Origin of the sequence: Bradyrhizobium macuxiense (assembly GCF_001542415.1) — a bacterium.
In the GTDB taxonomy this organism is placed as follows: domain Bacteria; phylum Pseudomonadota; class Alphaproteobacteria; order Rhizobiales; family Xanthobacteraceae; genus Bradyrhizobium; species Bradyrhizobium macuxiense.
Window position 1 is genome coordinate 10416 of the sequence record NZ_LNCU01000039.1, and the last position, 20389, is coordinate 30804.

At 64.3% G+C, this 20389-nt stretch carries 15 protein-coding genes and 1 pseudogene; 2 read left to right on the plus strand and 14 right to left on the minus strand.

The genetic code is table 11. From position 1 onward, the window contains the following. The 6 genes from AS156_RS44220 to sciP all read right to left on the minus strand — a co-directional run. Positions 1-607: sigma-54-dependent transcriptional regulator (locus AS156_RS44220; protein WP_245312718.1), on the minus strand; the 607-nt coding region annotated here is incomplete at its 3' end. Positions 608-659: 52 nt separating this feature from the next. Further along, positions 660-1010: a flagellar motor switch protein FliN gene (fliN, locus tag AS156_RS11065; protein ID WP_066503666.1), complete on the minus strand. Its 351-nt coding sequence runs from the start codon at positions 1008-1010 to the stop codon at positions 660-662. 19 nt (positions 1011-1029) lie between these two features. Continuing rightward, entirely contained in the window at positions 1030-1653 is a 624-nt protein-coding gene (locus AS156_RS11070; protein ID WP_066503671.1) for a FliH/SctL family protein, read from the minus strand. Continuing rightward, entirely contained in the window at positions 1653-2738 is a 1086-nt protein-coding gene (fliG, locus tag AS156_RS11075) for a flagellar motor switch protein FliG (protein WP_066503672.1), read from the minus strand. The genes AS156_RS11070 and fliG overlap by 1 nt, the downstream gene beginning before the upstream one ends. A 1-nt stretch (position 2739) precedes the next feature. Next, positions 2740-4383: a flagellar basal-body MS-ring/collar protein FliF gene (gene fliF / locus AS156_RS11080; RefSeq protein ID WP_066504112.1), complete on the minus strand. Its 1644-nt coding sequence runs from the start codon at positions 4381-4383 to the stop codon at positions 2740-2742. 174 nt (positions 4384-4557) lie between these two features. Then, positions 4558-4833 carry a CtrA inhibitor SciP gene (gene sciP, locus AS156_RS11085; RefSeq protein WP_002714638.1) on the minus strand — a complete coding sequence of 92 codons (276 nt, stop codon included), beginning with the start codon at positions 4831-4833 and terminating at the stop codon, positions 4558-4560. A gap of 273 nt (positions 4834-5106) precedes the next feature. On the opposite strand from sciP, the gene AS156_RS11090 reads away from it, so the two are divergent. Beyond that, on the plus strand, positions 5107-6708 hold the full coding sequence (locus tag AS156_RS11090; protein ID WP_066503674.1) for a L,D-transpeptidase: 1602 nt from the start codon (positions 5107-5109) through the stop codon (positions 6706-6708). Positions 6709-6735: 27 nt separating this feature from the next. On the opposite strand, the gene AS156_RS11095 is transcribed toward AS156_RS11090, so the two are convergent. Together AS156_RS11095 and AS156_RS11100 are read right to left on the minus strand one after the other, a co-directional pair. Then, positions 6736-7602 (minus strand): tetratricopeptide repeat protein, encoded by an 867-nt coding sequence (locus tag AS156_RS11095; RefSeq protein ID WP_347336619.1) that lies wholly within the window; start codon positions 7600-7602, stop codon positions 6736-6738. Between the two features lie 91 nt (positions 7603-7693). Next, positions 7694-8347, minus strand: a complete 654-nt coding sequence (locus AS156_RS11100) for a FecR family protein (protein WP_066503677.1) — start codon at positions 8345-8347, stop codon at positions 7694-7696. Between the two features lie 418 nt (positions 8348-8765). Between AS156_RS11100 and AS156_RS11105 the strand changes: the two genes are divergently transcribed. Beyond that, positions 8766-14966 (plus strand): M10 family metallopeptidase C-terminal domain-containing protein, encoded by a 6201-nt coding sequence (locus AS156_RS11105; protein WP_082747430.1) that lies wholly within the window; start codon positions 8766-8768, stop codon positions 14964-14966. Positions 14967-15014: 48 nt separating this feature from the next. Here the strand turns inward: AS156_RS11105 and AS156_RS11110 are convergent, their stop codons facing one another. From AS156_RS11110 to AS156_RS11130, 6 genes and pseudogenes are all read right to left on the minus strand, one after another. Further along, the gene (locus AS156_RS11110) at positions 15015-15470 is read right to left on the minus strand and encodes a YybH family protein (protein WP_066503679.1); all 456 of its coding nucleotides are present in this window, start codon (positions 15468-15470) and stop codon (positions 15015-15017) included. Positions 15471-15657: 187 nt separating this feature from the next. Continuing rightward, positions 15658-16590 (minus strand): xanthine dehydrogenase family protein molybdopterin-binding subunit, encoded by a 933-nt coding sequence (locus AS156_RS44225; protein ID WP_245312750.1) that lies wholly within the window; start codon positions 16588-16590, stop codon positions 15658-15660. 38 nt (positions 16591-16628) lie between these two features. Further along, positions 16629-17980: pseudogene (locus tag AS156_RS44230) on the minus strand (xanthine dehydrogenase family protein molybdopterin-binding subunit); the annotation flags it as partial. Next, on the minus strand, positions 17977-18963 hold the full coding sequence (locus tag AS156_RS11120; protein WP_066503681.1) for an FAD binding domain-containing protein: 987 nt from the start codon (positions 18961-18963) through the stop codon (positions 17977-17979). The gene AS156_RS11120 and the pseudogene AS156_RS44230, both read right to left, overlap by 4 nt. Beyond that, on the minus strand, positions 18960-19469 hold the full coding sequence (locus AS156_RS11125; protein WP_066503683.1) for a (2Fe-2S)-binding protein: 510 nt from the start codon (positions 19467-19469) through the stop codon (positions 18960-18962). Before AS156_RS11125 ends, AS156_RS11120 begins: the two co-directional genes overlap by 4 nt. Before the next feature lie 58 nt (positions 19470-19527). Then, positions 19528-19962 (minus strand): MarR family winged helix-turn-helix transcriptional regulator, encoded by a 435-nt coding sequence (locus AS156_RS11130; protein WP_066503686.1) that lies wholly within the window; start codon positions 19960-19962, stop codon positions 19528-19530. Between the last annotated feature and the right edge of the window lie 427 nt (positions 19963-20389).

Consider the following 20389-nt stretch of genomic DNA (forward strand, 5'->3'; position numbering starts at 1 on the left):
GGGCGATCGCGCCGGTGAAGGCGCCCTTTTCGTGGCCGAACAACTCGGACTCCAGCAGATGCTCCGGGATCGCCGCGCAGTTGATCGAGATGAACGGCCGCTTGGCGCGAGCCGAGCGGGAGTGGACATAGCGCGCCAGCACTTCCTTGCCGGTGCCGGACTCGCCGGTGATCATCACCGAGGCATCCGAGCCCGCGATCTGCTGCGCCAGCTTGATCACCTTGCCCATCGCCTCGTCGCGCCAGACCAGGTCGCGTGCGTCGTTGGCGACCGCGGCGAGCACGGCTGCGATCAGTTCGGGGTCGGGCGGCAGCGGGATGTATTCCTTGGCGCCGGCGTGGATCGCGGCGACTGCGGCGCGGGCATCGTTGGAGATGCCGCAAGCCACGATCGGCACATGGATGTGCTCGGCGTCGAGCCGCATCACCAGGTCGCGGATGTCGAGGCCGACATCGACCAGCAGGAGGTCGGCGCCCTTGCCGCCGCGCACCACGCTCAGCGCCTGTTCGGCGGCTTCCGCGTGGGTCACGGTGGCGCCCTTGTCCATCGCGATCTTGGTCGCGGTCGTGAGCTGGCCCTTCAGGGTGCCAACGATGAGAAGCCGCATGATAGTCTCCTGTTCGTCTGGTCGCGCGAACCGCGCGGAACCGTGTGAGGTGTTACGAGCGTTCAGCCTTGATGATTTCGGTCATGGTCACGCCGAGCTTGTCTTCCACCAGAACTACTTCGCCACGCGCCACCAGGCGGTTGTTGACGTAGATGTCGATCGCTTCGCCGACGCGGCGGTCGAGCTCGAGCACCGTGCCCGGTCCGAGCTTCAGGAGGTCGCCGACATCCATCTTGGAGCGGCCGAGCACGGCCGAGACCTGCACCGGCACGTCGAACACCGCCTCCAGATCGGCGGCAATGCGCGAAGCATGTTCGTCTTCGTTGTAGCCGACATCGTCGATCCCCGGCGCCTCGGCCGAGTTGAGATCGGGAAGCGGGACGTGTGCGTCGGTGTCGCTCATGGTTCAGTCCTCATCGCCGTCAGCCGGCCTGACCGCGGGACGCCAGATAGCGCCCGACAAGTTCGTTGATCTTCGCTTCGATCGCGGCGCGCTCCAGCACGACGCCGCCATCGGCCCATTCGATCCGGCAGTCGCCGGTCGCAATCGTCGGTTCGGCCAGGATCACCAGCCGTCCCTGGAAGCCGCTATGCGCGGCCATCCGCTCGATATTCTCGCGTGCGCTTTCGTAGAGTGCATCGTTGATGCGGACCACGAGATGCGGCGTCGACACCAGATGCGAGAAGCAGTCGCTGACCAGCGCGGTGATCTCGCCGAGCGGCTCGCGGGCGACCAGCTCGCTGCAAAGCTTGCGGGCGACCGCGACCGCGACGTCGACGGCCTCGGTCTCCATCCGTGTCTCGATGCCGGCGAACCGCGCGGCGATCCCCGAGATTGCGCTGCCGATCTGCTCCAGCGCCTGCGCGGCGCGGCGGTCGCTCTCGACCTTGGCCTCGCGCAGGGCGGCCTCATGGCCGGCGCGGTACGCCCTGTCCTCCGCATCGGCGATTTTCTGAGCGACTTCAGCCGGCGTGGCGGCGCGCTCGCGCGCACGGTCCGGTGCCGAGAAGTCGGTGTCGAACAGGAATTTCGCGGGCCTGGCCATCAGTACACCAGCTCGTCGTCGGCGCGGTTCTTGGTCAGCGTGATCTCGCCCCGGGCGGCGAGGTCCTTGGCGAGGTTGACGAGCAGCGCCTGCGCCTCGTCGACGTCGCGCAGCCTGACGGGGCCCATCGCGGCCATGTCGTCCATCAGCATCTTGCCGGCGCGGCTGGACATGTTGCCGAGGAAGAAGCTGCGCACCTCCTCGTTGGCGCTCTTCAGCGCGACGCCGAGCTTGTCCTTGTCGATGTTGCGCATCAGGGTCTGCGCCGAGGCGGCGTCGAGCTTGATCAGGTCGTCGAAGGTGAACATCAGCGCCTTGATGCGCTCGGCGGATTCGCGGTTTTCCTCTTCCAGCGAGGTGATGAAGCGGGTCTCGGTCTGGCGGTCGAAATTGTTGAAGATCTCGGCCATCACCTCATGGGCGTCGCGGCGGCGGGTTTGCGACAGGTTCGACATGAACTCGGTGCGCAGCGTCTGCTCGACGCGTTCGATGACTTCCTTCTGCACCGCCTCCATCCGCAGCATGCGGCCGACGACGTCGAGCGCCATGTCCTCGGGCAGGATCGCGAGCACGCGCGCGGCGTGCTCCGGCTTCAGCTTCGACAGCACCACGGCGATAGTCTGCGGGTACTCGTTCTTGAGATAGTTGGCGAGCACCTCTTCCTGCACGTTGGAGAGCTTCTCCCACATGTTGCGGCCGGCAGGGCCACGAATCTCGTCCATGATGCCGGTGACGCGTTCGGCCGGCAGGTATTGCTGCAGCAGGCGCTCGGTGGCGTCGAAATTGCCCATCAGCGCGCCGGATGCCGACATCCGCGAGACGAATTCGAGCATCAGGTCCTCGACCACGTCGGCCTCCACCGTGCCGAGCGTCGACATGTGGACCGACAGCTCGCGTACCTCGTCGTCGTCGAGCATCGACCAGATCTTGCCGCCATACTGCTCGCCGAGCGCGAGCATCAGGATCGCCGCGCGCTTGGGACCGGACAGCGGCTTGCTCCTCGGCCGGCCGTTCTGCCGGCTCGCCAGCGTCGTCAGGACGCTGGTGATATCGTTGTGGTTGGTGGTCTGCGGTACGGCGGCCATGTCAGCTCTCGGCAGGTTCGCTCAGCCATTGACGGACGATGGAGACGGTTTCGTTCGGATTGCGTTCGGCCAGCTCGCCGACCCGGTGCACGGCCTGGGCATGGACCTGGCCCTGGATCTGGGCGACGTCGATCAACTGGGCCGCGGCGCTGTTGCTCGGGATCAGCGCCTGGCCGGTCGCGCCGGATGCGCCTTCGCTCGCGTGCGCGCCGGCCTCGGCGAAAGCCGGGGCGGCGCCCGCACCCGGCAGGGCCGGAATTGCGTCGGTCGCCACGATGCGCTTGACCAGCGGGCGGACCACCATGAACAGTACGACCAGGCCAAGCATCATCATCACGCCGAGCTCGATGACGTACATGACGTCATCCTTGGTGAACTGCAGCATGCCGAGCAGGCCGGTCGGCTCGGGGAGCGGGGTTGCCATCGGCGGTTCGGCGAAGCGGAGATTGACCACCTCGACCTGGTCGCCACGCTTCTTGTCGAAGCCGATCGCGGAGCGCACCAGGGCGGAGATGCGGTCGAGCTCCTCCTTGGAGCGGTCCTGGTAGACCATCTCGCCCTTTTCGTTCTTCGAATAGCTGCCGTCGACCAGCACCGCGACCGAGATCCGGTTGACGCGGCCGGCCTCGGTAACCTCGGTCGTCGTCGTGCGGGAAATCTCGTAGTTGTTGGTTTCCTCGCTCTTCTTGCTCTGGTCCTTGGCGCGGGCGGCGTTGTCCTGGTTCTGGTTGCCCGGCAGCTCGTTGTTGACCGTGACCTGGCCGGAATTGTCCGTGGTGGCGCTCGATTCCTCGCGGGTCTGGCTCGAGCGCAGCACCCTTCCTTCGGGATCGAACTTGTCCGAGGTCTGGGTGATCTTGTTGTAGTCGAAGTCGGCGGAGAGCTGAACGCGGGCGCGCCCGGCGCCGACCACCGAGGAAACGATGTCCTCGACCTGCTTGCGCAGCCGCTTCTCGAAGGCGGTGCGGCGCTCGTCGCCGACCGCGGCATCGGCATCCGACGTGGCGCCGTCGGCCAGTAGCTGGCCGGTTTCGTCGACGATCGAGACGCGCTGCGGCTTCAGCCCGTTGACGGCGGAGGCGACCACGTGGCGGATGGCGCGGATCTGCTGCGGTTCGAGGGAGCCGCGCACCCGCAGCACGATCGAGGCCGAAGGCTCCGGCGTCTCGCGCGAGAACAGCGGCCGTTCCGGCAGCACCAGATGGACGCGCGCCGCCTGCACGCGGTCGATGCCGCGGATGGTCCGGGCGAGCTCGCCTTCCAGCGCGCGCAAATGGTTGATGTTCTGGACGAAGCTCGTGGTGCCGAGCGCGTCCGACTTGTCGAAGATCTCGTAGCCGACGCCGCCGCCCTTGGGCATGCCGCCCTCGGCGAGCTTCATCCTGAGCCGGGTCACCTTGTCCTTCGGTACCATGATAACGGCCCCATCATTGCGGAGCTCATAGGGGACCGCCTGGCGTTCCAACTCCTTGATGATGGCCGAGGAATCGTCGGTCGAGAGGTCGGTGAAGAGGGTGGTCATCTGCGGCGTGGTGACGCGCATGATGACGAAAGCGAAGAAACCGATCAGGGCGGCGGTGACCGCCACCATTGCCGCGAGGCGGGCCGCACCCAGACCTCTCAGGAAAGCAACCAGACTTTGCACCAACGGCCCCCAGGGATTCGGCCCAACAGGGGTCCGACTGGGCAATTATTGCCTAGGGTATGGTTTCCATCTGGTTAACGAAGATTAAGAACCGCGGCAAAAACGCGGACATGAAAAAAACCGGCTTCGCCAAGCAAAGCCGGTTTTCGTCAAATGCCACTAGTTTGACTAGATTTACTGTCGATACTGCTGGATCCGGGTGGTGCGCAGCCCGGCCAGACCATGCTGGTCGATCGAGAACTGCCAGGAGAGGAATTCATCAACGGTCAGCGTATAGCGGCTGCAGGCCTCCTCAAGGGATAGCAGGCCGCCGCGGACCGCGGCTACAACCTCGGCCTTGCGGCGGATGACCCACCGCTTGGTTCCGGGCGCTGGCAGGTCCGCAATCGTCAACGGGCTGCCGTCAGGCCCGATGACGTATTTCACCCTCGGGCGATGGGGTTCTGTCATGGCGTACTCACAAACTCTCAACCACTGAACTCGCGAAAGCTACGCTACGCCCACCGGTTTAAAATTTGCCTAAGCCCAAGCGTTCAATACGAATCTCGTTGGAAGCGCCGGGAACTGGCCGGTTTGGGCCGTGCCGGATACGTGATTTTGCGGGGAATGACGAAGGTGACTTGATAACGGGAACGAGGCTTGGCAGTGGTCAGTTAATGAAGGTGTCGCAATCTGACACGTAAACCGCATCAGGGCGGGCAGGCATTTCAATTGGGGCTGGGCATGGTTGATCGAATGACGACGGCGCAATCCACCGCAGCGATGCGGCGTCGGGCGGCTCCCGCCATTGCGGCACTGGCAGCGTTGGCAGCACTGACAGCGCTGACCTCCGGGGCAGTGGCGAGACAGGCGCGTCCGGCGCAAGCCGTCGAGGCGACGGCGCCGCGCGAGGCGGGCGACCCGATCATGGCAATCGTGTCGATCAAGTCCCAGCAGGTCACCTTCTATGATGCGGACGGCTGGATCCTGCGCGCGCCGGTGTCGACCGGCATCAAGGGACGCGAGACGCCGGCCGGTGTGTTCGCGCTCATCGAGAAGGACAAGGACCACCACTCCACCCTCTATGATGATGCCTGGATGCCGAACATGCAGCGCATCACCTGGAACGGAATTGCGCTGCATGGCGGCCCGCTGCCAGGCTATGCTGCCTCGCACGGCTGCGTGCGGATGCCCTATGATTTCGCGGAGAAGCTGTTCGACAAGACCTGGATCGGGATGCGGGTAATCATTTCGCCGATCGACGCCGCTCCGACGGCGTTTTCTCACCCGGCCCTGTTCCAGCCGAACGCACAAACCCTCGCGGCGGCTCCGGCGCAGGCGCAGAAGCTCTCTCGCGAGGCCGAGGACGCCGCCACGGCCGCTGACGAGGCGAAGAAGGCCGCTGCGGCCGCGACACGCGAGGCCGCACCGTTCACGCCCACGGCGCTGCGCAAGCTGGAATTGCTCAAGACCCGCGCCGATGCCCAGGTCGCGTACGCCGACAAGGTGCTCGCCGGCGCCAAGACGGATCAGGCCAAGGCACGCGCCGAGGATGTGAAGCAGAAGGCCGCTGCAAGGGCTGCGGACGCGGCAACCGCACTCGACACCGCCAAGGCCGATGCGAAGTCGAAGCTTGACGCTGCTGCCGCGGCAAAGGACGCCGCCAAGACGGCCGCGACCAAGAAGGCCGATACCGCGAAGGCGGCGACCGAGGCAAAGCTCGCGCTCGAGCCGGTGTCCGTCTACATCAGCCGCGCAACGCAGAAGCTCTACGTCCGCCGCAACACCCATAAGGAGTGGCCGGACGGGGGCGAGGTGTTCGACTCGAGCATCGAAGTGCCGGTCACGATCCGCGATCCCGACCAGCCGATCGGCACGCACGTTTTTACGGCGATGGCGCGCGACGGCGCGAGCCTGCGCTGGAGCGTGGTAACGATCGACAACGGCGACAACGCCAAGGATGCGCTCGACCGCATCACCATCCCGCAGGATGTGCTAGATCGCATCGCGCCGACCGCGGTGCCGCGATCCTCGATCATCGTCTCGGACGAGCCGCTGAGCAGCGAAACCAACTATCGCACCGAGTTCGTCGCGGTGCTGAGCAACCAGCCGCAAGGCGGCTTCATCACGCGCAAGCCGACGCCTCGGACCGATGATGTGGAAGTCGTTGCCGGCCGCGACGGCGGCTGGGACGACAACGGCGGTGGCTTCTTCGGCAACTTCTTCCAGGGTAATCCGGCGCCTCCGCAGGTCTACACACGGCGACGCGGCGGCGGCCAGTACTATTATCCGGGGCAGCAGGGCCAGTATCCATATCCGGCACAGCAAGGGCAGGGGCTCTGGTAGGACGAGGCGGGCTTGCGCGTGCGGTGGCTACCGCACGCCATACCGCGCGAAGTCGTCGGCGATGTTGCCCCGGATCGCCTTCGCCTTTGAGATATCGGCATCGCCGTGGGCGTGGTCGCCCCGCTTGAGTTCGGCGAGCCCGCGCCCGTAGAACGCGCTCGCCAGCTTCGGGTCCAGCCGAAGCGCAGAGCTGTAGTCTTCCACAGCCGCTGAGGTCTGGCCCATCTTCAGGTAGATCAGGCCGCGCGAGTCATATGTTGCTGCGTTGCTTGCTGCTGCTGCGCTGCTCGAATTCGATTGGAGCGCCTTGTTGCAATCCTCCAGCGCCGCCCTCAACGCGCCAAGGATGGCTCGTGTCCAGCAACGTCCGTTCCACACACCTTCCAGGTTGGGCTCGAGGCGAATGGCTTCATCATAATCCTGCGCCGCGCGATCGTATTCGCTCTTTTTCAGGTAGGCGCCGGCACGGTTGGCGAAGGCTTCGCCGTAACTGGGAGTGAGCTTGATCGCCTGATCGAACGCGTCGATCGCGCGATCGTATTCGCCTTTCTTCAGGAAGGCCACGCCGCGATTGTTGAGCGGCTTGTCGTATTTTGGATTGAGCTTGATCGAACTATCGAAATCGCGGATGGCGCGATCATAGTCCCGCCCGGCCGCATAGGCGTTGCCGCGGTTGTTGTATGCGATAGCCAGGCCGGCCGTCGTCATGTCCTGGCTGGCTTCGATGAGCGCCGTGCAACTGTTGATGCGGGCTTCCGAGGGGCTGCGATTCACGCCGTTGCAGAGTTCAATATCATGAAGATGCCCATCTTTCTTCGGGGCTTGCGCCACTGCCGGTGACGCGAGCAGCAGCACGACGAGAAGCGGCGTCAGGCCGTCGATAGCCCCGGTCACTGCACGAACTCCCATATCAGGCGTCCCGATCCTGAAACGTGCGAGCGCTGATTTGCACAAGTCGCCATTCCATGGCGAAGCCTTGCTTCGCTCAGCACCCGCGACAGATCCTGGGATTGAACGTGTGGTCGACTTTCTGCTCAGGTTGCTGCGTCGCGGCCCGGTGCTTTCTCACAACCGAGCTCTTGCCTTCCTCAATGAGCGTGGCGAATTTAACCGTCCCATCGTCCGATATCTCGATGTGCGGCGTGGTGCCGCGAATTCCCATCGTCGCGACAGGGGTGTCGATCTTCATGTCGCCGGTCTTTGCGATGTTGCCGGCCACGAAGGTGAACGTACCCTTGGTGAGGCTGAGCAGGCTCGAATTCGACTTTCCGTTCGGGTCGTAGACGAATTCGGTCAAGGCCATGCGGGCATTGCTCGACAGGTTAAACGACGTGCCATCGACAAAGTTGATCGCGACCCGGCCATCGGCTCCAGTCTGGACCACGTCGCTCATGTAGACGAAATCGCCAACCTTCGGCTGAGCAGCTTCAGGGGAAAGATTTGCCTGAACGACGACTGCGTTCGCATGCTCGATCGTGACCGAACCGACAACGGTGACGACCTTCCCGATGGGCTTTGACGACAGGTTCTGAACTGCGGGTTGAGCAGACTCGGCTTGCGCTCGCGCGGGACCAGGCAACAGAGCTGCCAGCGCCAAAACGAAACTTGCCGCCAATATGCTAATCGAATGCATGCGCATGATCCCCTCCTTCTTGAGAAGATCTCGTCTCTGGCTGCTCGATGGTGGATTGGACCGTCGAACCGAATAATATGGACGTCAGAAAATCAGAAATTACAGCCAGGCTCAGCCGGAGCCCGGCGTCGTGCAATTAAGAAATGGACATTCCGCCCGTAAACTATACTATAATTTTTAAGGGATCGCACTTGCGACGAAACGACAGCATTCCTGTCGCATCGGCAAGCGCATCCCTTATTGTTGGAAATTGATTCACTGACGTTTGTTCACAGACGGAAATAAATTCAATCAGGACGTTTCGGCGGGCGAGCCTAGGGCTGCCAGCGCCAAGATATTTTGACCTCGTGGCGAGGGCACGCCAAAGCAAAAACACTACGGCACCACGCTGCGCCTGAGCTATTAGCGGGCGAGGTCGAAGCCAATGTTAGTTGCGTCCGGCGTAGAGCTGGGGGACGCGAGCACGGCCGCATTGGGCCGGCTTCCCCATTCAATCGGCAATGTCATCGGCAGCATTCAGACGGCGATCGGTCGTTGCACCATCACGCGTGCCGGCGGCATCCCCGTTCAAGCGATGGTCGGCGATCCCGTTTGTCCTGATGACGTGATCGAGACCGCGGCCGACGGCCGGATCGAGATCCGCTTCATCGACGGCACCGTGTTCAACCTGTCCCACGACAGCGGCGTGGTGCTGGGCGAATTCCCGCGCGACGCTACCGGCACCTTGCGGTCGGCCCTGCTCTCGGTGATCAGAGGCGCCTTCGCGTTCACCGCGGGCGAACTGGCGAAGTCCGGCTCCCTGACCGTGGACACGCCTGTCGGCAGCATTCGCGGCCGCACCCAGGCCAGCGGTTTCGGCCTGCTGTCGCTCGCGGCGCTGACCTTCGCGCTCGCCGAGGAGGCGCATGCCGCGGACCCGAACGTCACGTTCCTGGATGACGACACCATCACATACAAGGAGCTGCCGCACGGCGTATTCGAACTCGTCACCAAGGAGGCGATCCCGCGACACATCATCGTCGAGGATCCCGGAGAGACGGTGGTCCTGAGCAGGCGTGGATCCTCGGTCGGCATCAACACGGTCACGAATACGCCTGCTCAGATGCAGCAATTGCAGATCGCCCAGCAGGACGCGCTGGCCAATTACGCGAAGGGATGGTCGCCCGTCGGCTCCGGCGCATCTCCCTTTGCCAACCCGGGAGATTTGCTGCAGCCGATCAATTTCCTTCAGCCCGACCCCAACTATCAGCAAAATCCGCTTCCACCGCTGCAAAATGCAGTTTTACAGCAGGTCATTCTGCCTCTGCCAACGCTTGCGATCACCAGCATTGGGGGACAGATCAGCGTTGCCGGAGACGACATCATCAATGCCAGCAAAGCGGCTGCCGGCGTTGAGATTGTCGGTGCGACCTCGGGCGTACAGGACGGGCAGATCGTTACCGTCTCCATCACCAATGGTTCTGAGCAGGTCGTTTTCAGCGGCACGGCGACAGTCTCCAACAGCGCCTGGTCGCTCGACCTGAGCCCGGCGACGGCCAAGGCGCTGGCCGACGGCATGTACACGCTGACGGCGGAGGTGACGAATGCGACCGGCCAGACGGCCGAGGCCTCGCAGCCGATCAGGGTGGACGTAACCCCGCCCGCGATCGCCATCGACACCATTGCGCGCAGCAACGTCGTCAATGCCGATATTGCAAGCGCGGGGTTTGTCATCGCGGGCACGGTATCGGACGCAGAGAACGGCCAGCCGGTGACGGTCAGGATCGTCGACAGCTCGGGCGAGGTCGTCGACATATTCGTCGTCACGCTGGCAAACAACGCCTGGTCGGTCAACGTCACCTCTGCCGAAGCCAAGGCGCTGCATGACGGCAACTATACGGTGACGGCTGATGTCTCCGATACCGCCGGCAATCCGGCGCCGGAAGCGGCGCAAGCCATCACGGTCGACGAGACGCCGCCGGCGCTGAGCTGGTTGCCACAGGCCGAGACCGGTATCGAAGGCACGGCGATCGCATTGGGCACCATTGCGGCGACCGCGAACAGCCTGCCGGGCCACGCCAACAGCGTGCAGTCGCTTGTGGTGGGCGGCATCCCGGTGGGGGCGGTGCTCACCGACGGCACCAACAGCTTCGTGGCGACGATCGGCAACACCGCGATCGACGTGAAGGGCTGGAATCTCTCGACCCTGAAGGTCACTCCGCCGAACGATACCAATTTCACGCTGGCGGTTACGGCGACCGACCAGGATGCCAACACGTCCGTTGCAAGCGAGCTGGTGACGGTCTCCCCCCTGGCGCCGACCCTCAGCCCGGTGGCCGCGCACGGCAACGAGAACACGGCGATTGCAGTGGACCTTGGCGCGATGGTGAGGGGCCTGTCGGGCGCGAACGGCGATGCGGCGCCGAACAGCTTCGCCGCGCTTGTCGTGAGCGACATCCCGGTGGGCGCCACGCTGAGCGACGGCACTGGTCCGCCCGGTCACAGCTTCACGGCGACCGCAGGCAGTACCGCGGAGGATGTCGCCGGCTGGAATCTGTCGAGCCTGACGATCACGCCTCCGGCGGAGTTCGAAGGCGCCTTCACGCTCCAGATCGCTGCGACCGAGCGCGATTCGGAAGGCGACATCAGCGCCACGGTGACGGCGTCGGAGCTCGTGACGGTCGCCCCGGTGGCCGAGCCGCCGACGGCGAGCACGCCGCCGACATTGGTGCTCAACGAGAACGCCGTTGCCGCGATTGCCGGGGTGCGCGTCGGGCCGCTTGCGGAGGATTCAGACGACACCGTGAGTGCGACACTGATGGTCTCGCACGGGACGCTGCATGTCGCGGCTCTGAGCGGCGTGACGGTGAGCGGCGACGACAGTGCGACGCTGACGCTATCGGGAAATGCGGCGGCCGTGAATGCGCTGCTGGCGGGACTGACCTATACGCCGACATCGGAATATGAAGGCTCCGACACGCTGCATCTGTCAGTGACGTCGACTGACGGCTCCAACACCTATCCAACTGCGGCGACAGCCTCGACCGCGATCACTGTGAACCCGGTGGCCGCGCCGCCGACGGCATGTGCGCCGCCGACGCTGACGCTCTGCGAGAACGCCGCCGGCGTGGCGGTCGCCGGGTTGCACGTCGGACCTCTGGCCGAGGATAGCGACGACACGGTGCGAGCGACGCTGACGGTCTCGCATGGAACGCTGCACGTCGCCGGCCTGAGCGGCGTCACCGTGACCGGCGACGACAGCGCGGCGCTGACGCTGTCGGGGAACGCGGCGGCTGTGAACGCGCTGCTGGCGGGACTGACCTATACGCCGACATCGGAATACGAAGGCTCCGACACGCTTCGTCTGTCGGTGACGTCGATCGATGGCTCCAACACCTATCCAACGCCGGCCACCGCCTCGACCGCGATCACGGTGAACCCGGTCGCCGAGCAGCCGACAGCATCCGCGCCGCCGACGCTGACGCTCGACGAGAACGCCGCCGGCGTGGCGATCCCTGGGTTGCGCGTCGGGCCTCTGGCGGAGGATAGCGACGACACGGTGAGTGCGACGCTGACGGTCTCGCATGGAACGCTGCACGTCGCCGGCCTGAGCGGCGTGACCGTGACCGGCGACGACAGTGGGACGCTGACCCTGTCGGGGAGCGCTGCATCCGTGAATGCGCTGCTGGCCGGACTGACCTACACGCCGACCACGGAGTACGAGGGCTCCGACACGCTTCGGATGTCGGTGATGTCGAGCGACGGCTCCAACACCTATCCATCGGCGGCGACCGCCTCGACCGCGATCACGGTGAACCCGGTCGCCGAGCCACCGACGGCAAGTGCGCCGCCGGCCGCGACCACCGCCGAGGACGCGGCGATCGATATCCGCGGAGTCGTTGTGGGTCCGCTCGCGGAAGATGCCGACGACACGGTCAGGGTCGTGCTGACAATCGCGCACGGGACGCTGACGGTGAACGCCGTGGCTGGCGTCACGGAGACCGCGATTGACGACGGATCTCTGATCCTGTCGGGGTCGGCGAGCGAGGTCAATGCCGCGCTGGCGAGCCTGGTCTATACGCCCGACGATGGTTTCATCGGCAGCGACACGCTGGAGATTTCCGTCACGTCCACTGACGGCAGCAACACCTACCCGACACCGGCGACCGCGGCGACGGCAATTTCCGTCACCCTGGATTCGGAGTCGTTGATCGTCGGCGGGCCGGGGCCGATGCTCGAGTGGAACCTGGCGGCCAATTGGAGCGGCAACGTCGTCCCCACCCTGAGCATCGATACAATCATCACGGCGCCTTCCAATTACACCGCTGTCGTTGACGGCTTTTCGCAGGCGAAGTCGGTGACGATCCCGCACGGCGCGGCATCGACCGATATCACCGCGACCGGAACCCTGCGGATCGCCGGCGACCTCGACATCATCGAATCCGGAAAGTTCGAGAACGACGGGATATTGGAGGAAACGACCAGCGCCAGTTTCGTCGGTCCCATCACCAACAATGGCACGATCATCGTCGATCCCGGCATTGACCTCGATGTGACAGGCACCATTACCGGAATCGGAAAGTTCTGGATCGACAGCGGGACGACGCTCGAATTTGCTACTGGCAGCAAGGTTGCTCCGGGCACGACCGACAGCCAGGTCGTTTACTTCGAGCAGGGCGCGGGCAAACTCATCATCGATGACTGGGGGAAGTTCTCAGGCGTCATCACCGGCACCGATATCGGCGCGCAGCTCACGTCGAGCGATTTGATCGACCTCACGCAGCTTCCCTTTGTCGGGGGCAGCATGTCCGTCGCGATCTCCTACGACTCGGGCACGAACATCAGCACGATGACCTTCAGCGATGGCAACGCCGCGAGCAATGTGACGCTGCGTTTGTCCGGCAACTACACGGGCACCAGTTGGACGTTCACGAGCATCAACGGAGGTGCCGGCACCGAAGTCAGCGACCCTCCGGCAGGCTCCGGCGGCATTGTTGCCAGCGCCAGCGGTACCAACACCGGCTGGATGTGCAGCATGGCTCAGAATGTCACCGCGCAGATCGTCGGATCCGCGGGGAATGGCATTGTCCCGATGATGGCGGCCGGCGTCTGGGCGTCCGCGCCCGGCAGCAGTAGCGCGTTGAACGCGCTCGATACCGGCGACACGCTGGCCAGCATGATCATCGCCGGGCTTGGCGCAGACCTGCTTGTCGGCGGCGACGGGAGCAACACGTTCGTTTATTCGCACGCCGTGAATTCCAATGCGGCCCCGCCCGACATCATCGCGGATTTCGTGCCGGGATCAGACAAGATCGATCTGACGGCGCTCGGCTCATTCGCCCCCGCTATCCTGACATTGGCACCCACAAGCACGTCGGTGCCGGCACACACCATCGCCTGGCTCTATGACAGCAAGTCAAGTCAGGCGATCGTGTATGTCAATCCGACCGACCACGCTGTGGGGATCGGCGATGCGAGCCTCGTGGCAATCCACCTGCCGGGCGTCGCGAACGTGCACCTGTCGGATTTCGTGCTCGCGACAGCAACAGCGGTTGCGGCCAACGACCTGATCGACCTGGCTGCCACGACCCAAAGCGATCCGACGAGCATCGCCATTGATGCGTCCGACGCCAAGGTTGCCAGCGGTGCGCTGCTCATCGATCAGAGCCCGACGGCGCAGGCAACCGGCGTCCACCACAGCTCCGATGTGATCAAGGATAATTTTGACACGATCGACGGTGTCAAATTTGCTGCCTCGACCGGAGGCGGGATGCCTTCGACCGGGGCTGGCGCCGATGATGCGGCGACGGCCGTGGCCAGCGGCCTATCGGCCGTACTGCCGCACCTTGCCATGCTGGCACCGATGCAGGCGAGTTTCGTGTTTGATCAGAATCCGGTGTCAGACAGTGCCAATGCAACGACCGTGATGCATGGTGCGGCACCGGAGAGTGGTAACGGGATTGCGCCGTCCGTGAGCGATTGGAGGGACAATCCGGACGCGAACGCCAACAACGGAGATCACGGGGCCTCGCCCCAGAAGGTCGTGGCCCTCACCAATGCCGGCGACGCTCATGGCAACGAAACCGATATCAGCGCAAATGCTGTGTCGGACTCAGACGCCCCGAAAACGCCGGCAAGCGGCAACGGCAAGGGTTCGTTCGCAGGCGATACAGGCGACGACACCGCACCCCTGCATGGGGCCAGCGCGCATGATGATGGGCCATCTCCTCCCGGCCAAAGCAAGTTTGAAGACATTGCCGGTTTCAACTTCAAGAACGACATGTCGACTCCTGATGGATCGGCCGTCAACGGCGCTGCAACGTCCGACGATGTCCCGGCCTCGAGGGGCCATCACGATCATGTAACCCCGACTCAAGAGGCGAGCCTGGAGGGAGGAGCGGCTTTCGGAGTTTCGGGCGATTCATTTTCATTCAAGCCGGGGAATTCCAACTCAAAGGGTTCAGCCGGCAACGACTTCGCCGGGCTCGATCAAAATTCGGCGCCTGCCAACAATCAGAAAGGAATCGATATACCACCGGGCGAGACGCAGACCATTGGATTGTCTCCGCACGACCACTCGGATGACCATCTCAACCATGGAGCACATGCCCTCATGGTCCATGCATCGCATGATCTGTTCGTGTGATCCGGCAGCGCAGGCTTTCGCGCTGCCGCGGATGTCGGATGCGTTCCGCTACGCCTTCACCGGCCGATTGGCATGGCTTTCCTGCGGTACACCGCGGTTGAGCGACATATGGGAATGCATGCAGAGCCAGCCGTCGGCGGTCCTGGAAAACACCATGGTGGCGCGGCCGGGACGCGGAAACGGCTTGCCGTCGGGATGATACCCCGTGCTGGTCCAGGGCGCGATCACCGTCGCCATCCGGCCATCGGGGGACGCCAGAACCGCGGTCTGCTCAAGGACGAAGCGGAAGTCGCTGGTCCTCGGCCAGACCTTGTCCCACTGCGTCGCGATCCATTTGTCGAGGCCGGGAATGACATCGTTGTGCGTGCCGAAGGCAAGCACGTCGGGATGGAAGAGCGGCTTCGCTGAGGCGTAGTCAACCTCGCGGACATAGCCCGCAAAGGTTTCGAGCCACCGGTGGAAGAACTGCGTCAGCTCGGCATTCGCGATCGGCAAAGCGTCCATTCCTGCTCCATACGATAGGCGCGCGGCACAGGACCGTGCTCTAAAGCATGATCCGGAAAAGTGTGAAGCGGTTTTCCGAAAAGATCATGCTCAAACAGAAGCTAAAGCGCGATGACGGTTCAACCTGATCTCATCGCGCTTTAGCCGATTTGCGCCGCCGCGGCCATTTGACCGCGATCGAAGGCTGTCAGTCCAGCAGGAACTTGTCCGGCGTCAGGGGCAGCTCGCGTACCCGCCGCCCGGTGGCATTGAACGCAGCGTTGGCAACCGCGGCAGCGACGCCGGTGACGCCGATTTCGCCGATCCCGCGTGCTCCCATCGGCGTGCGGGGATCGGGAATGTCGGTCCACAGCACGTCGATGTCCGGCACGTCGAGATGCACAGGCACATGATAGTCAGTGATCGACGCGCTCATGATCCGACCGCTGCGCTCATCGAGCAGGGTCTCCTCGGTCAACGCCATGCCGAGTCCCATGATCATGCCGCCGCGGAATTGGCTCGCCGCGGTCTTGGGATTGAGGATCCGGCCGCAATCGAACGAGCCGACCAGACGGTCGATGCGGATTTCCCCGGTCACGTCGCTGACGCGCAGCTCGCAGAAGATCGCCGACCGGCTGTGTATCGAGAACTTCAGCATCTCGAGCGGCGTACCGCTTTCGCCGGTCACGCTGATCTCGTTGCGCGCCGCGCGCTTGAGGATCGATTTGAAGCTTTCGTGGCGCGACGCATCGCCGATCTTCCGCAATCCGGCGTCGGCGAATTCAAGCTCGTTCGCCCGCAGGCCGGCGAGCGGCGTGTCGTTGCCTGCCATGCGCAACAACTCGCCGGCCAGTTTGACGCTGGCCGCGTTGATCGCAGCACCAAGCGAGGCAGTCTGCGACGAACCGCCCGCGAAGCTGCCGAACGGCAGGCTGGTATCGCCGATCTTCACCGTGACACTCTCGAGCGGCAGACCGAGACGGTCCGCGCTATGCTGTCGCTGAACCGTCGTGGTGCCCATTCCCATTTCATGCGCGGCGCTCGCCACCGTCGCGTGACCTTCGCCGTCGATCGTGATGCGGACCGACATCCCGGGCATCCGGGCGTATGGAAAGGAGCCGGTGGCGCAACCCATGCCCACCAGCCATTCGCCCTCCCGGCGCGATCGCGGCTTGGCCNGCCGATCGGCGGCTCCAGCCGAACCGTTCGGCGCCGAGCTCGTAGGCCAGCATCAGGTCGCTCTGGGAATGCGGCGCCCCGCTGACGGGATCGCGATGGGACACGTTGCGGCGCCGGAGCTCGATCGGGTCGATCCCCAATTGATGCGCCAGCTCGTCGATCGCGCATTCGAGCGCGAAGGTGCCGGGAGCCTCGCCGGGCGCGCGCATGAACGTATTGGCCAGCACGTCGAGATCGAGCGTGTGCTGCACCACGTCGAAACTCTCTGATGCATAGATCGAACGGCTCGTCAGCGTGAAGGCTTCGTCGCAGGCGCTGTGTGTTGGCTTCACGGAAAAGCCGTGATGCAGCAGTCCCTTCAGCTTGCCGTCGGCATCGGCGGCAAGTGCGATGCGCTGCTCGGTCGGGGAACGGCCGCCGATCAGCCGGTGCATGCCGGCACGCGACAGTGCGATCCGCACCGGCCGTTGCGCGAGCTTGGCTGCGGCGGCGGCCAGGATCTGGTGATCCCACAGTGCCTTGCCGCCGAAACCACCACCGACAAAGGGCGAGCTGACGAACACCTGCGCTTCCTTGATGCCGAACACCTTGGCAAGCGAACCCGCGGTGCCGTTCAGCATCTGGGTCGCGTCATGAACGATCAGCCGGTCGCCTTTCCAGGCAATCGTCGCCGCATTGGGCTCGATCGGATTGTGATTGTGCCAGGGCGTGCGATAGACTGCATCGACGGTCTGCGCCGCCTCCTTGAGGGCGGCCTGGACGTCGCCCTTCTTCAGCCGGTTTCGCTCGATCAGGAGCGAGTCGGGCGTGCGCGCATCGGACTTCGCGGTCTCGAACCGCGTGCGCGCTGCGGCCGTCTCGTAGCGCACCTCGATCAGTGGCGCCGCATGGTCGGCCTGCTCCTGAGTCTCGGCGAGCACCACCGCGACCACCTGGCCGTTCCAGCGGATCTCCGGATCCTGCATCACCGGCAGGATGTTGTTGCCGGCAGCCTTGAGGTTGGTCAGGCCGATCGGCGGCGGCAGCGCCATCCTGGGCGCGTTGCGATGCGTCATGATCAGCGCGACACCGGGCGCCGCTTCGGCAGCGGAGACATCGAGCTCCGCGATCTTTCCTCGCGCGATCGTCGAGTGGACGAAAGCCGCGTACAGCAGCCCTTCCATCGGCACTTCGGCGGCAAACCGCGCGGCGCCGCGCACCTTGTCGGGGCCGTCGATGCGCGATTGCTGCGTGCCGAGGTTGACGCGCTTGTCGATCAGCGGGTCGGGCGTTCCGCCCGGCAGCCAGCTGCTCGGGACATAGCCCATCGCGGTACGGACACCGCCGACAATGGCGTTCTGCAGCTTGCTCATGGGTTCACTCCGGCAAGTTCGCACAGCACGGCGGCGACAGTTCGCTTGGCGAGTTCGACCTTGAAGGCATTGCCGTCGAAGGTCTTGGCGGCGGCGAGTTCGGCATCGAGGGCCGCGAGAAAGCGCTCTTTCGCCGGGTCGGTGCCAAGCAGCATTTCCTCGGCCCGCAACGCGCGCCACGGCTTCGCCGCGACGCCACCCAGCGCAATCCTGATATCGGCGATCCTGCCGTCGACGACCTCCAGTCCTGCGGCGACCGAGATCAGCGCGAATGCGTAGCTCGAGCGGTCACGGACCTTGCGGTAGGCGGAATGCGCCGCGGCGGCGCTCGGCGAGAGTGCGACCCCGGTGATCAATTCACCCGGCTGCAGCACCGTCTCGATATCAGGACGATCACCGGGCAACCGGTGCAAATCGAGCAGCGGCACGTCGCGCTCGCCTCCGGGGCCTTTGACATGGACGACGGCATCGAGCGCCGCCAGCGCCACGCACATGTCGGATGGATGCGTCGCGATGCAGTGTTCCGATGCGCCGAAGATCGCATGGTAGCGATTGAAGCCGCCGATCGCGTCGCAGCCGCTACCCGGTTCACGCTTGTTGCAGTGTGATCCGGCGGCGTCATAGAAATAGGCGCAACGCGTCCGTTGCAGGATGTTGCCGCCGACGGTTGCCATGTTGCGGATTTGCGCGGAGGCGCCCGCCAGTAGCGCGCGCGACAGCACGGGATAACGGGTGCGCACGGATGGATGCGCGGCAACGACGTTGTTGCGGACAGCCGCGCCGATCAAGAGGCCACCGTTCGGCGTTTCCTCGATGACAGCAGGCAAACGCGACACGTCGACCAGCGCCGCAGGTGCCTCGATGTTCTGCCGCATCAGGTCCACCAGATTGGTGCCGCCGCCGAGATAACGTGCCGGCGCAGCACCAGCGATCGACAGGGCCTCGGCCGGGTTGGTGGCGCAGTGATAGTCGAACGACCTCATGGCGCTTCTCCCGCGAGCAACTCCTCGATCGCGTCGACGATGCCGTTATGCGCGCCGCATCGGCAAAGATTGCCGCTCATGCGCTCGCGGATTTCCTGGCGCGTCGTCCCTTTCGGACCTTCGGCGAGGTCGGCCGTGACGTAGCTGGGATCGCCCCTGCGATATTCAGCGACCATCGCGATGGCCGAGCAGATCTGGCCCGGCGTGCAATAGCCGCACTGGAAGCCGTCATGCTCGATGAAGGCCTGCTGCAACGGATGCAGTCCGCCATCCGCGGCAACCATGCCCTCGATGGTCCGCACCTCGCGCCCATCGGCCTGCACCGCCAATGTCAGGCAGGACAGCACCCGCGCTCCATCGACGATGACAGTGCACGCTCCGCATCCGCCTTGGTTGCAGCCGAGCTTTGTGCCGGTCAGCTGGAGCTGCTCCCGGAGCAGGTCGAGCAGTGAAACTCGGGGGTCGTCGGGTAACGGGTATTCCGTTCCATTGATGACGATTGCCATTGCCGCCTCTCCTCGCGAGCCTGGGACGACCGCCAAGATAGTACGAAGTTCGTACTAATCAAGTTTGGGCTTCGGCGATTTTTTCCGACAGCCGGATCAACTCCCGCTGCTCCCGCGGATCGAGCGAACGGAGCATGGCCCGGCACGCCTCGCGATAGGCGGCAATCTGGTCCTCGATCGCCTGCCGTCCCGTTTTGGTAGCAGTCAGTGCCACCGAGCGGCGATCGTCCTCATGCGGGCGGCGCTCGATCAGATCCTTCCGCACCAGCCGGTCGATGGCGGAGGACATGGTCGTCATCGCGACGTTGAGATAGCGCGCGACGTCGCCGGTGCCGCAACCCGGATTGTCCCCGACGAACACCAGCGTCTGGGCGTCCAGCGCATTGAGCGCATTGTCGGCGGCAGCCGCCGCCTCGGCCACCTTGAACTTGCGTGTGAAACGTTCGAAGGCACGGGTGAGCTGTTCGACTTGTTCTTGGGTCGGTTCGGTCATGCGGCATGAGATCATGTTCGGTGCGGCCGCACCAGCAACTGCCGCGAATGTCTCAATTGCGTGTCGTCTTACGGAGCGGGGCGGCCCTTGGCACTGAGTTGCCCGACGGCGCGAGCCCCTCGCATAAAAATATTTCTGTTTTTCGGAATTGAAATTTGGTGTATGAATTGCCCGTCTCACCCGATTGAGGGGCGCGCCGCGATCGTCACGAGTGTTGCGGTGAGACGCGGTGGACGTTGATGTCGCGACTGACGAGCGTGGCTGATACGGACGGCGAAGTCGTGCAGGCCTGACGCCCTAGTGGCAGGTGTCTTATCAGCGAGAGGCATGAACTCTTGCTGATGACGGTGACAAAAGAGCCCAGTCTCGCCGGGGAGAGCCCGTATAAGCCGTAAACCATCGCGCAGGGAAAGCCGGATTGCTCCGG

Excerpts from the sequence above, each read along its gene's own strand:
- AS156_RS11125 (WP_066503683.1), bottom strand. The coding sequence starts at position 19,469 with ATGGCAATCGTCATCAATGGAACGGAATACCCGTTACCCGACGACCCC.
- AS156_RS11130 (WP_066503686.1), bottom strand. The coding sequence starts at position 19,962 with ATGACCGAACCGACCCAAGAACAAGTCGAACAGCTCACCCGTGCCTTC.
- AS156_RS11105 (WP_082747430.1), top strand. The coding sequence starts at position 8,766 with ATGTTAGTTGCGTCCGGCGTAGAGCTGGGGGACGCGAGCACGGCCGCA.
- sciP (WP_002714638.1), bottom strand. The coding sequence starts at position 4,833 with ATGACAGAACCCCATCGCCCGAGGGTGAAATACGTCATCGGGCCTGAC.
- fliN (WP_066503666.1), bottom strand. The coding sequence starts at position 1,010 with ATGAGCGACACCGACGCACACGTCCCGCTTCCCGATCTCAACTCGGCC.
- AS156_RS11110 (WP_066503679.1), bottom strand. The coding sequence starts at position 15,470 with ATGGACGCTTTGCCGATCGCGAATGCCGAGCTGACGCAGTTCTTCCAC.
- AS156_RS11100 (WP_066503677.1), bottom strand. The coding sequence starts at position 8,347 with ATGCGCATGCATTCGATTAGCATATTGGCGGCAAGTTTCGTTTTGGCG.
- fliG (WP_066503672.1), bottom strand. The coding sequence starts at position 2,738 with ATGGCCGCCGTACCGCAGACCACCAACCACAACGATATCACCAGCGTC.
- AS156_RS11070 (WP_066503671.1), bottom strand. The coding sequence starts at position 1,653 with ATGGCCAGGCCCGCGAAATTCCTGTTCGACACCGACTTCTCGGCACCG.
- AS156_RS11120 (WP_066503681.1), bottom strand. The coding sequence starts at position 18,963 with ATGAGGTCGTTCGACTATCACTGCGCCACCAACCCGGCCGAGGCCCTG.
- AS156_RS11090 (WP_066503674.1), top strand. The coding sequence starts at position 5,107 with ATGGTTGATCGAATGACGACGGCGCAATCCACCGCAGCGATGCGGCGT.